The organism is Ruegeria sp. G7 (assembly GCF_056535465.1).
In genome coordinates, this window is the sequence record NZ_JBQFIL010000001.1 from 1,330,428 (window position 1) to 1,342,826 (window position 12,399).

Sequence of the window (12,399 nt, forward strand, 5' to 3'; positions counted from 1 at the left end):
CGACGACAGGGTAGAGACCCGAATGACAAATGACCTGATAGCCAAAGCTGCCATCGACCGGCGACTGGCCGAGATCATCACCCCCGTGATCGAGGACCTGGGGTATGAGCTTGTGCGTATCCGCCTGATGAGCGGCAAGCAGACCACGCTGCAGATCATGGCCGACAAGCCCGATGGCGGCATCGAAGTGGATGACTGCGCCGAGATTTCCAACGCCGTCAGCGCTACGCTGGATGTCGAGGACCCGATTTTGGATGCCTATACGCTTGAGGTCTCCAGCCCCGGCATCGACCGCCCTCTAACCCGTCTCAAGGACTTTGAGACCTTCGAAGGGTATGAGGCCAAGATCGAAACCGCCGAGCTGATCGACGGCCGCCGTCGCTTTAAGGGCGAATTGGCCGGGATCGAAGGGGATGAGGTTCTGATCAACATCCCCGAGGGGGATGAGACGATCACCATCGGTCTGCAATTTGACTGGCTGAGCGACGCCAAGCTGGTTCTGACCGATGATCTGATCAAGGAAATGCTGCGCCAGCGTAAAGATGCTGGTGCCTTGAACGAAAACGCTTTCGACGAGATTGAGACCGAAGGGTCCGAAGAGGAGACGAACTGATGGCAATCACCTCAGCCAACCAGCTGGAGCTGCTGCAGACCGCCGAGGCTGTGGCCCGCGAAAAGATGATCGACCCCGGTCTGGTTGTCGAAGCGATGGAGGAATCGCTCGCCCGTGCCGCCAAGAGCCGCTACGGGGCCGAGATGGACATCCGCGTGTCCATCGACCGCAAGACCGGCAAAGCGACATTCACCCGCGTCCGCACCGTGGTCGAGGATGAAGAGCTTGAGAACTACCAGTCCGAGTTCACCGTCGAACAGGCCAAGCAGTACATGGAAAACCCTGAGGTCGGCGACGTCTTCGTGGAAGAAGTTCCTCCCGTCGAAATGGGTCGTATTGCGGCGCAATCCGCCAAGCAGGTGATCCTGCAGAAGGTGCGCGAAGCGGAACGTGACCGTCAGTACGAAGAATTCAAAGATCGCGCAGGCACCATCATCAACGGTGCGGTCAAACGCGAAGAGTTTGGCAATGTCATCGTCGATCTGGGCGGTGCCGAGGCCGTTCTGCGCCGCAACGACAAGATCGGTCGCGAAAGCTATCGCCCCAACGACCGCGTGCGCGCCTACATCAAAGAGGTGCGCCGCGAGGTTCGTGGGCACCAGATTTTCCTGTCGCGCACCGCGCCGGAATTCATGGCCGAGCTGTTCAAGATGGAAGTGCCGGAAATCTATGACGGCATCATCGAGGTCAAGGCCGTGGCCCGTGACCCTGGCTCGCGCGCCAAGATCGCCGTGATTTCCTATGATGGGTCGATCGACCCTGTCGGTGCCTGCGTTGGTATGCGCGGCAGCCGCGTGCAGGCCGTTGTGAACGAGCTGCAGGGCGAAAAGATCGACATCATCCCGTGGAACGAAGATCAGCCGACCTTCCTGGTGAACGCGCTGCAGCCCGCCGAGGTCTCTAAGGTGGTTCTGGACGAAGAAGCGGGCAAGATCGAAGTTGTGGTGCCCGAAGAGCAGCTGAGCCTCGCCATCGGTCGCCGTGGTCAGAACGTGCGCCTGGCCAGCCAACTGACCGGTCTCGACATCGACATTATGACCGAAGCCGAAGAATCGGCGCGTCGCCAGAAGGAATTCGAAGCCCGCACCCAGTTGTTCATGGAAACGCTGGATCTGGACGAATTCTTTGCCCAGCTGCTGGTCTCGGAAGGTTTCACCAACCTCGAAGAGGTGGCCTATGTTGAGATCGACGAACTGCTGGTCATCGACGGTGTGGACGAAGGCACCGCGCAGGAATTGCAGACCCGCGCGCGCGAATTCCTGGAAGCACAGGCCAAGGCGGCGCTTGATGCGGCGCGTGCATTGGGTGCCGAAGACAGCCTTATTGACTTTGAAGGCCTGACGCCCCAGATGGTAGAAGCGCTGGCCAAGGACGACGTGAAGACGCTGGAAGACTTCGCAACCTGTGCCGACTGGGAACTGGCCGGTGGCTGGACCACAGTTGATGGCGAGCGCATCAAGGATGATGGTGTTCTGGAACCTTTCGGCGTGACGCTGGAAGAAGCTCAGGACTTGGTCATGACGGCGCGCATCATGTTGGGCTGGGTCGATCCGGCTGAACTGGAGCAGGCCGAAGAAGACGGCGAAGCAACAGACGAGGAGGTCGAGGCCTGATCGCAGGCCTCGGGTGGCGCACATGGGTCGCGGTGGCGTCCATAAGGATCGGTCGGAAGGCCCCGAGCGCAAGTGCATCGCCACGGGCGAGGTTCAGCCCAAATACGGGCTGATCCGCTTTGTGACGGGGCCGGATGGTCAGGTCTATCCGGATGTCGCGGCGAAACTGCCGGGGCGCGGGGTTTATGTGGCGGCGGATCGCGCCGCGCTGGATAAGGCCGTCGGCAAGAAACTGTTCTCGCGCGGGTTCAAGGCGCAGGTCAGCGCGTCGAAGGACCTGACGGATGAGGTCGAAAAACAGATCGCGCGCCGTGTGGTTGAACTGCTCAGCCTGGCGCGCAAATCCGGTGACGCGGTCGCCGGGTATGAAAAGGTCAAGACGTGGCTGGACCGGGAAGAGGCAAGCGTGCTGATTCAGGCCAGCGATGGATCGGGGCGCGGCAAGTCGAAACTCAGCACGCCGCACTTCGGCAAATACATCGGCTGGCTGACCGCGGATGAGCTGGGGGCGGCATTTGGGCGCCAAACCGTGATTCATGCGGCGTTGGCCTCTGGCGGACTCGCCAAACGTGTTGTAGAGGAAGCGCAGCGCCTGCGTGGCTTGCGCGAAACGGATGACGGCGGCAAGGGCCGCGCGGAAGGGTAAGAAGCTTTATGAGCGATAGTGACGGCAAAAAGACATTGGGTCTTCGTGGCGGGGCACGCCCCGGAAATGTGAAACAGAGTTTCAGCCACGGACGCACCAAGAATGTCGTGGTGGAAACCAAGCGCAAACGCGTGGTGGTCCCCAAGCCGGGTGCCGGAAAGCCGAGCGGCGGTGCAACGCCTTCGGGTGATCCGTCGCGCCGTCCTGCCGGGATTTCCGACGCCGAGATGAACCGCCGCCTGAAGGCGCTGCAGGCCGCCAAGGCCCGTGAGGCCGAAGAGGCCGCCGCCCGCGAGGCTGAAGAAAAGGCGCGTGAAGAAGAACGCGCCCGCCGCCGGGCCGAGCAAGAGGCCAAAGAGCGCGAGCAGCGCGAGGCTGAAGAAAAAGCCCGCGCCAAGGCCGAAGAAGAAGAACGTAAGCGCGTTGAGGCAGAAGAAGCTGCCAAACGTGCTGCTGCGGCCCCTGCGCCGGAAGAGCCCAAAGCCGCACGCGCGCCGGCCAATAAGCCGGCCCCCGCAGCGACTCCGCGCAAGCAGGATCGCGAGCGTGAGCAGCGTGGCCGTGGCAAGGGCCGTGACGACAACCGCCGCTCGGGCAAGCTGACACTTGGTCAGGCCACCGGCGGCGAAGGCAACCGCCAACGCTCGATGGCTGCGATGAAGCGCAAGCAGGAGCGTGCGCGTCAGAAAGCCATGGGCGGCACGGTCGAGCGGGAAAAGGTGATCCGCGACGTGCAGCTGCCCGAGGCGATCATGGTCTCGGAACTGGCCAACCGTATGGCCGAGCGTGTCGCTGACGTTGTCAAATCGCTGATGCAGATGGGGATGATGGTCACGCAGAACCAGACCATCGACGCTGACACCGCCGAGCTGATCATCGAAGAATTTGGCCACAAGGTCACCCGCGTCTCTGATTCGGACGTGGAAGACGTCATCAAAGAGGTCGAGGACAAGGACGAGGACCTTCAGCCGCGTCCGCCGGTCATCACCATCATGGGCCACGTTGACCACGGTAAAACCTCGCTGCTGGATGCAATCCGCGACGCGCGCGTTGTGGCTGGTGAAGCGGGTGGCATCACCCAGCACATTGGCGCCTATCAGGTGAAAACCGATGGCGGCACCACGCTGACCTTCCTGGATACGCCGGGCCACGCGGCCTTTACCTCGATGCGGTCGCGCGGTGCTCAGGTCACGGATATCGTGGTTCTGGTTGTTGCGGCTGACGACGCGGTGATGCCGCAGACGATCGAGGCAATCAACCACGCCAAAGCGGCCGGAGTGCCGATGATCGTGGCGATCAACAAAGTTGATAAGCCGGACGCGAATCCGGACAAGGTGCGTACCGATCTGCTTCAGCATGAAGTCATCGTCGAGAAAATGTCGGGTGAGGTTCAGGACGTCGAAGTCTCTGCCATCACCGGTCAGGGTCTGGATGAACTGCTGGAAGCCATCGCGCTGCAGGCCGAGATTCTGGAACTGAAAGCAAACCCCGACCGCGCCGCCCAGGGTGCCGTGATCGAGGCTCAGCTGGATGTGGGTCGTGGCCCCGTGGCCACCGTTCTGGTTCAGAACGGCACGCTGCGTCAGGGCGATATCTTTGTCGTCGGTGAGCAGTACGGTAAGGTCCGTGCTCTGATCAACGACAAGGGCGACCGCGTGAAGGAAGCTGGCCCCTCGGTTCCGGTAGAGGTTCTGGGTCTCAACGGCACACCCGAAGCGGGCGACGTTCTGAACGTGACCGAAACCGAAGCGCAGGCCCGTGAGATTGCCGCGTATCGTGAGCAAGCCGCCAAGGACAAACGCGCCGCCGCCGGTGCCGCGACCACCCTTGAGCAGTTGATGCAGAAGGCCAAGGAAGACGAAAACGTCACCGAGCTGCCGATTCTGATGAAGGCCGACGTACAAGGTTCTGCCGAAGCCATCGTTCAGGCGATGGAAAAGATCGGCAACGACGAAGTGCGCGTGCGCGTGCTGCATTCGGGCGTTGGTGCAATCACCGAAACCGACGTGGGTCTGGCCGAAGCTTCGGGCGCGCCGATCTTCGGGTTCAACGTCCGTGCCAACGCATCGGCACGGAACACCGCGAACCAGAAAGGTGTCGAGATCCGCTATTACTCGGTGATCTATGACCTCGTGGATGACGTGAAAGCGGCCGCATCCGGCCTGCTGAGCGCGGAGATCCGCGAAAAGTTCATCGGTTACGCGGAGATCCGCGAAGTCTTCAAGGTCACCGGCGTCGGCAAGGTTGCTGGTTGTCTGGTCACCGAAGGCGTTGCCCGCCGCTCGGCTGGCGTCCGTCTGTTGCGCGACAACGTGGTGATCCACGAAGGCACGCTGAAAACGCTCAAACGCTTCAAAGACGAAGTGAACGAGGTTCAGTCGGGTCAGGAATGCGGTATGGCGTTCGAGAACTACGATGATATCCGCGCGGGCGACGTGATCGAGATTTTCGAGCGCGAAGAAGTCACCCGGACGCTCGACTAAGCTCTGGTAAAATCGAACATAGAAACAGCGGCTTATCGGGCCGCTGTTTTCATTTGATGGGGTCTATTCGCTGGGCGACGACAGAAACGTGCCCGAGGGCATGATGATGTCGAAATGATGCTTGCCCCGCTGCAGATCGAAGCTGACCGAATGCCCGGCCTTGCGCAGCAACTCCGCATAGTCGCGGCTTTGACGGATGAACTCGGGCGTGTCGCGTTCGGCCACCGTCACCCGGTAACGTGGCCCCGGCGCGGGCAGGTGCAGGCAGGGCGAAAGGTCGTGAATTTCGACCTTCGTCAGTTGTAAGGGATCATTCACCGGGGTCAGGCTGATCGGTTCAAGGTCGAACACGCCGCTGATGAGGATCACATTGCGCACCCGCAGCCCGGCCTGTGCCAGCGCGTTCGATGAGGTCGCCATCACCATCGCCGCCAGATGCGCCCCGGCGCTGTGGCCCGAAAGCGTGACATGCGACGGGTCAAATCCCAACGTTTCGGCCTGCGATGCCAGCCACAGCAGGGCGGCGCGGCATTCCTCGATCATCTGGCCCAGACGGGCGTTCGGCGCGAGCGTATAGTTCAGCGTGGCAAAGGCCTGCCCATTCTCGTGTAGCACCGGGGCCATCAGGGCCGAATCGCGCTGGCTGAGCGCCTGCCAATAGCCGCCATGAATGAACACATGCAGCGGGGCCTTGGTGCCTGTGGCAGGGAAATAGTCCAGAACCTGCGCCGGGCTGTCCCCATAGGCGAGGTTTTCCTGCACCTCCAGATCGGCTCGCGCCTGCGCGCTAAGGGCCGCATAGCTGGCCAGATAAGGCGTCAGATCGCCGCCGACCATCGAACTGGGCGCATATTCCTGCTCCAGTTCGCCTTGTGAAAATCCGCGATACAGCATCAGTCCCCCGCATACATCAGTTCGGTGCGCATGTCGTAAAGGTCGTGGAAGAACCGCAACTCCAGCGCCTTGCGCAGAAAGGCCACACCGCTGGAGCCGCCGGTGCCGGGCTGCATCCCGATCACTCGTTCCACGGCGGTGGCATGGTCGAACCGCCAGCGCTGGAACAGCGATTCCACATCCATCAGTTTTTCGGCCAGCGCGTAGAGGTCCCAGTATTTGTCAGTGTTACGGAACACCTCGGTCCAGATTTTCACGATGCGCGGGTCGCCGGAATAGGGCTGGGCATAGTCCCGGTCGATCAGGTCCTGCGGCACGTCGAACCCCTGGCGGGCCAGCATGTGCAGCACCTCGTCATACAGCGAGGGCTTGGTGAGCGCGGCGTTCAGCATCTCCATCACTTCCGCGTCGTGTTCGTGGACCTTCAGGGTCGAGACATCCTTGTTGCCCAGAATGAACTCGATCTGGCGGTAGCCATAGCTTTGAAAGCCCGAAGAATTGCCCAACGCCTGCCGAAAGGTCATGTAATCGGCGGGGGTCATGGTCAGCAGCGTCTCCCACGCTGCGATCAGTTGCCGTTGGATCGCCTTGATCCGGTCGAGGTTCTTCATCGCCGGGCCAAAATCGTCCTGCTGCAGAAAGCGGCGCACCTCGACCAGCTGGTGATGCATCAGTTTCAGCCACAGCTCGCTGACCTGATGGATGATGATGAACAGCATCTCGTCCGGCTGGGCGGGGTCCTGAAAGGTCTTTTGCAGGTTCAGCAGCGTCTTGAGCTGCAGGAAATCGCCATAGCTTTTGCGGTGGGTTTCCGCGAAATCCGTAACCAGCGTGTCTTCGATCCCGCGTTCCAGAAAGCGGTCGTCCTTGTCGCTCATGAGGTCCCTCTCAGGTGGTGTGCTGCCCCTGTTTAGGACCTCATTTTGCAACTTTCCAGAGCGTCAGGTCCAATCCAGAACGACTTTGCCCGAGAGGCCCGATTTCATCGCGGCGAAGCCTTCGGCAAAGTCATCGACCCCGAACCGGTGCGTGATGACGCGGCTGACATCCAGGCCATTCTGCAGCATGGCGATCATCTTGTACCAGGTCTCGAACATCTCGCGCCCGTAGACGCCCTTGATGGTGATGGCCTTGAACACGATGCGCGACCAGTCGACGGGGGATTTGCCGGGCGGAATGCCCAGCAGCGCGATCTTGCCGCCCATCACCAGCGCCTCGACCATCTGGTCCAGCGCGGCCTGCGAGCCCGACATCTCGAGCCCCACGTCAAAGCCCTGCGACATGCCGAGTTCGGATATGACATCCTGCAGATCCTCGGTGGTGACGTCGACGGTGCGTACCGTGGGCACCACATGGGTTGCCAGTTTCAGGCGGTCGGTGTTGATGTCGGTGATGACCACGTGCCGGGCGCCTGCGTGGCGTGCGACGGCGGCGGCCATGATGCCGATGGGGCCTGCACCGGTGATCAGCACGTCCTCGCCCAGCAGATCAAAGCTGAGCGCGGTATGTACGGCATTGCCCAGCGGGTCGAGGATTGCGCCGATTTCATCGGGGACATCATCCGGCAGGGGGACGACGTTGAAGGCGGGCAGCTTCAGGTATTGCGCAAAAGCCCCATGTTCGTTGACGCCGATACCACGCGTGCCGGGATCCAGATGGAACTTGCCGGCTCGGCTTTGGCGGCTGTCGGGTGTGATCAGGTGCCCTTCGCCTGAACAGCGCTGGCCAATTTCCAGACCGGTTACATTGCGCCCGACCTCGACAATCTCACCGGCGAACTCGTGGCCCGTGATCATTGGCACCGGAACCGTATGGGCCGCCCATTCGTCCCAGTTCCAGATATGTATATCGGTACCGCAGATGCCCGTCTTGTTGATGCGAATCAGAACCTCATCCGGGCCGATTTCCGGGACAGGTGCCTGCACCATCCACAGGCCCTTTTCGGGTTTCGTCTTTTCGAGCGCTTTCATGGTATTGGGTCGCATCGGATCACTCCCACAAATTGGTGGACAGGTATTTGAGACCGCTGTCACACATCACAATCGCCACGCAGCCGCCTTTTTCCGGACCACGCAACAGCTCAATCGCGCCAGCAAGGTTCGCGCCCGCCGAGTAGCCGGCGAAAATGCCTTCGGTCCGGGCCAGCAGGCGCGCGCCATCCCGCGCGGCGTCGCCCGAGACCGACAGATGCCCGGCCAGTGAGGTGTCGATAAGATGGACCAGATCGCTCATCGCGTAGCCACCACCTTGAATTGGGTGATCCGGGGTGCTGATAGCTTCTCCGGCGATGGCCCGCGCGCCTTCGGGTTCCACCGCATAGCAGCGCACTCCGAGCGGTGTCAGATAGGCTGCGGCCCCGGCCAAGGTGCCGCCGGAGCCTGCAAAATCGCAAAAGGCCGTGACGGTGCCGCCGGATTGTTCCCAGATTTCCGGGCCGGTACCGGTGGCATGGGCTTGGGGATTGCCGGAATGGCCGAACTGATCGGCCCGAAAGGCCTTGCGCTCGGCGGTGATACGTTTCGCGGCTTCGTCCACCAACGCCAGATCCGCGCCCGAAACCTCACCGGGTTTGCTGCCCTCGGCTTGCGGGACAATGACAACCTCCGCGCCCAGCGCGCGCATCATCCGCGCACGTTCGATCGAGTTTCCGGCGCTCATCACGGCGACGAACGGATGGCCAAGAATACCGCAGACAATCGCCAGACCGGTGCCCATATTGCCCGAAGTCAGCTCGACGACTGTCTGGCCCGGCGACAATGTGCCGTCGGCGCGCGCCAGCTCGACTATGGACTTTGCTGCCCGATCCTTTTTCGAGAATCCAGGCAGCAGGTAATCCAGTTTGGCCAGAATGCGCCCGTCCAGGTCCAGTCGCTGACAAATGCGCGATAGGTCAACAAGCGGCGTGTTTCCAATTGCATCGATAGCAGAGGGCAGAATCACGAAATCACCCCGAGTTCTTTACCGACCTTGCCAAAGGCCACCAGCGCGCGGTCCAGTTCATCACGGGTCAGGGCCGCGTTCATCTGCGTTCTTATCCGCGCTTGACCGCGCGGAACGACGGGGAAGAAAAAGCCCGAGACATAGACGCCCTCGTCGAACAGTTTGGCGGCCATGTCCTGTGCCAGTTGCGCCTCGCCCAGCATCACCGGGATGATCGGGTGCTCGCCCGGCAGGAGGTCAAAGCCCAGCTTTTCCAGCCCCGCACGCCAGTATTTTGCGTTGCCAAACAGCTGCGCGCGCAGCATGTCGCCCTGTTCGACCAGCCGGATGGCTTCCAATCCGGCGGCGACGATGGAGGGCGGCAGCGAGTTCGAGAACAGATAGGGCCGCGCCCGCTGCCGCAGCAGATCGATCACTGGCTGCGGCCCGGCGATATAGCCGCCGATTGCCCCCCCAAGTGCCTTGCCCAAGGTTCCCGTCAGAATGTCCACATCGACGCCGAAATGGTCCGGCGTGCCCGCGCCGCGCGGACCCATGAAGCCGGTGGCGTGGCAGTCATCCACCATGACGATGGCGTCGTATTTGTCGGCCAGTTCACGGATCTTTGGCAGGTTGGCCAGATAGCCATCCATCGAAAACACGCCGTCGGTGGCGATCATGATGTGCCGTGCCCCGTCCTCGCGCGCCTGTTTCAGCCAGGCCTCGAGGTCGTTCATGTCGTTGTTCAGATAGCGGTAGCGCTTGGCCTTGCATAGCCGCACCCCATCGATGATCGAGGCGTGGTTCAGACTGTCCGAGATGATGGCGTCTTCGGGTCCCAGCAGAGGCTCGAACAATCCACCATTGGCGTCAAAACAGGCGGCGAACAGGATCGAGTCGTCCTTGTTCAGGAACTGCGCCAGCTTCTGCTCCAACTCGCGGTGAATATCCTGCGTCCCGCAAATGAACCGGACCGAGGCCATGCCGAACCCTTTGGGCTCCATCGCGGCCTTGGCGGCGTCGATCAGCGCGGGGTGATCGGCCAGACCCAGATAATTGTTGGCGCACAGGTTGATGACCTGTTTGTCGCCCACCGTGATCTCGCCGCCCTGAGGCGAGGTGATCATGCGTTCGCGTTTATACAAACCTTCCGATTCGATCTGCGCGAGCGTGTCAGAAATTTGGGACAGGAATGCATCTGCCATGGCGACCTCCGTTCATCTGAGTCGCGTGTCTAACATAGCGGATGAAATTCCCAAATAGGAGAAATACAAGATGAAGGAAAAAATCCGTGAAGGCGGAAGTTCGCCGGATCAGGCGTTCTTGACGATCAGGAAGACCCGGGCTGGTTCATCAGCAGAGATGGAATGCACGATATCGGCGGCATAGCGCGCGGTGTCCCCCTGTTGCAGGTTGCTGACGGCTGTCCCCGAGGTGACGCGGACGGCGCCATGCAACACGGTCAGTTGCTCACGCGCGCCTCGTGCGTGGGGTTGGCTGTTCAGGCTTCCACCTGCCTGAAGTCTGATGTCATAGACTTCGTGCCCGCCTGCTTCTTCGGGGGGGGAAAGGATACGGATCCGGCATTTTTCGCCCATGTTGTCGATGCTGGGCACTTCCGATTTCCGCAGGGTCTCGATTTGATCGGTTGTCGTGGTGTCTTCAAGAAGACCGGCAAAATCGACCTGCAAAGCACGGGTGAGATTCCAAAGCGTCGAGATGGTTGGGCTGCTTTCGCCACGCTCGATCTGGCTGACCATGGAACGGGATACCCCGCTGAGATTTGCCACGGCCTCCAAGGACAGCCCTTTGGCCCGGCGTGCCTCTTTCAGGCGCGAAGGCAGGCGGTTCAGGATATCGTCTGTATCTTCCGTCATGACGGAATCCATGCGTGTTGCGCTACGTAATGTCAATTCCGCACGTGACAGAGAGTCTAATATGAAGATCATGCCGCAAGCGCATAATGGGCATGAATTTGGAGGAGAGAACATGACTGACGTAGTGATTCTGGATGGTGCGCGCACGGCCATAGGCACTTTTGGCGGCGCTTTGGCCTCAACCGCGCCGATTGATTTGGCGACAGTTGCCACAGAAGCGGCGCTGGAGCGTTCGGGTGTGGAAGGTGCTCAGGTAGGTCATGTGGTTTTTGGCCATGTCATCAACACCGAACCCCGCGACATGTACCTGTCCCGCGTGGCTGCAATACAGGCGGGGATTCCTAATGGTACGCCAGCGATGAACGTGAATCGGCTTTGCGGTTCCGGGGCGCAGGCGATTGTGTCGGCTGTGCAGTCGTTGATGTTGGGTGACGCTGATTTTGCCATCGCGGGCGGCGCCGAGAGCATGTCGCGCAGCCCCTATATCGTTCCGCAGGCGCGTTGGGGGGCGAAGATGGGTGACATCACTTCGCTGGACATGATGCTCGGTGCGCTGAACTGCCCTTTCGGAACCGGGCATATGGGTGTGACCGCAGAAAACGTGGCCGACGAACACCAGATCACGCGTGAACAGATGGACGACTTTGCCGTGACCAGCCAGGGCCGTGCTGCGGCCGCGATCGAGGCCGGACATTTTGAAACTCAGATCGCGCCGGTTCAGGTGAAGGTCAAGCGGGACATGGTGGACTTCAAGGTCGATGAGCATCCCAAGGCGACCACAGCCGAGGTTCTGGCTGGGCTGCGACCGGTGTTCAAGAAAGAAGGCCGTGTGACGGCGGGGAATGCCTCGGGCATCAATGACGGTGCGGCTGCGATGGTGCTTGCAACGGCAGATGCGGCCGAGAAAGCCGGTCTGAAACCGAAGGCGCGGGTTCTGGGGTACGCGCATGCCGGTGTCCGGCCCGAGGTCATGGGGATCGGTCCTGTCCCGGCAGTGCAGAACCTGCTGGCCAAAACCGGATTGTCAGTGAACGATTTTGACGTGATCGAAAGCAACGAGGCTTTTGCGGCGCAGGCGCTTGCTGTGAACAAAGAGCTGGGTCTGGATGCGTCCAAGGTCAATCCCAACGGCGGAGCAATCGCCCTGGGTCATCCGGTGGGTGCGACCGGCGCGATCATCACGCTGAAGGCCTTGTACGAACTTGAGCGCACGGGCGGATCGAAAGGTCTGATTACCATGTGCATTGGCGGCGGTCAGGGGATTGCGATCGCCATAGAACGGCTCTGATTCCGAGCCTGGGTAGGGGGGCTGTCTGCCCCCCATCGCGCCTGAGGCGCGATTCCCCCGAGGATA

General features: G+C 61.1%; 11 protein-coding genes. 5 read left to right on the top strand and 6 right to left on the bottom strand.

Features of this window, described 5'->3' with window-relative positions; all coding sequences use genetic code 11:
- Positions 1-22: 22 nt before the first annotated feature.
- The 4 genes from rimP to infB are packed head-to-tail and all read left to right on the top strand — an operon-like array spanning position 23 to position 5,355.
- Positions 23-613 (top strand): ribosome maturation factor RimP, encoded by a 591-nt coding sequence (gene rimP / locus ACR3EN_RS06675; protein ID WP_152459779.1) that lies wholly within the window; start codon positions 23-25, stop codon positions 611-613.
- Positions 613-2,226 (top strand): transcription termination factor NusA, encoded by a 1,614-nt coding sequence (gene nusA, locus ACR3EN_RS06680; RefSeq protein WP_480521730.1) that lies wholly within the window; start codon positions 613-615, stop codon positions 2,224-2,226. The genes rimP and nusA overlap by 1 nt, the downstream gene beginning before the upstream one ends.
- 22 nt (positions 2,227-2,248) lie before the next feature.
- On the top strand, positions 2,249-2,872 hold the full coding sequence (locus ACR3EN_RS06685; protein WP_480823297.1) for an RNA-binding protein: 624 nt from the start codon (positions 2,249-2,251) through the stop codon (positions 2,870-2,872).
- Positions 2,873-2,880: 8 nt separating this feature from the next.
- Entirely contained in the window at positions 2,881-5,355 is a 2,475-nt protein-coding gene (infB, locus tag ACR3EN_RS06690) for a translation initiation factor IF-2 (protein WP_480823299.1), read from the top strand.
- Between the two features lie 63 nt (positions 5,356-5,418).
- Here the strand turns inward: infB and ACR3EN_RS06695 are convergent, their stop codons facing one another.
- The 6 genes from ACR3EN_RS06695 to ACR3EN_RS06720 all read right to left on the bottom strand — a co-directional run bounded on the left by ACR3EN_RS06695 (position 5,419) and on the right by ACR3EN_RS06720 (position 11,045).
- Positions 5,419-6,249 carry an alpha/beta hydrolase gene (locus tag ACR3EN_RS06695; protein WP_480823301.1) on the bottom strand — a complete coding sequence of 277 codons (831 nt, stop codon included), beginning with the start codon at positions 6,247-6,249 and terminating at the stop codon, positions 5,419-5,421.
- Positions 6,249-7,127 carry a tryptophan 2,3-dioxygenase gene (locus tag ACR3EN_RS06700; protein ID WP_480531654.1) on the bottom strand — a complete coding sequence of 293 codons (879 nt, stop codon included), beginning with the start codon at positions 7,125-7,127 and terminating at the stop codon, positions 6,249-6,251. Before ACR3EN_RS06700 ends, ACR3EN_RS06695 begins: the two co-directional genes overlap by 1 nt.
- A gap of 63 nt (positions 7,128-7,190) precedes the next feature.
- A complete protein-coding gene (gene tdh / locus ACR3EN_RS06705) occupies positions 7,191-8,219 on the bottom strand; it encodes an L-threonine 3-dehydrogenase (RefSeq protein ID WP_480823676.1) in 1,029 nt (342 codons plus the stop codon).
- Between the two features lie 19 nt (positions 8,220-8,238).
- Positions 8,239-9,189, bottom strand: a complete 951-nt coding sequence (locus tag ACR3EN_RS06710) for a PLP-dependent cysteine synthase family protein (protein ID WP_480823303.1) — start codon at positions 9,187-9,189, stop codon at positions 8,239-8,241.
- The gene (locus ACR3EN_RS06715) at positions 9,186-10,373 is read right to left on the bottom strand and encodes a glycine C-acetyltransferase (protein WP_480823305.1); all 1,188 of its coding nucleotides are present in this window, start codon (positions 10,371-10,373) and stop codon (positions 9,186-9,188) included. Before ACR3EN_RS06715 ends, ACR3EN_RS06710 begins: the two co-directional genes overlap by 4 nt.
- 108 nt (positions 10,374-10,481) lie before the next feature.
- Positions 10,482-11,045 carry a helix-turn-helix domain-containing protein gene (locus tag ACR3EN_RS06720; RefSeq protein ID WP_480823307.1) on the bottom strand — a complete coding sequence of 188 codons (564 nt, stop codon included), beginning with the start codon at positions 11,043-11,045 and terminating at the stop codon, positions 10,482-10,484.
- Positions 11,046-11,157: 112 nt separating this feature from the next.
- Between ACR3EN_RS06720 and ACR3EN_RS06725 the strand changes: the two genes are divergently transcribed.
- A complete protein-coding gene (locus tag ACR3EN_RS06725; RefSeq protein ID WP_480823309.1) occupies positions 11,158-12,333 on the top strand; it encodes an acetyl-CoA C-acyltransferase family protein in 1,176 nt (391 codons plus the stop codon).
- Positions 12,334-12,399: the final 66 nt, after the last annotated feature.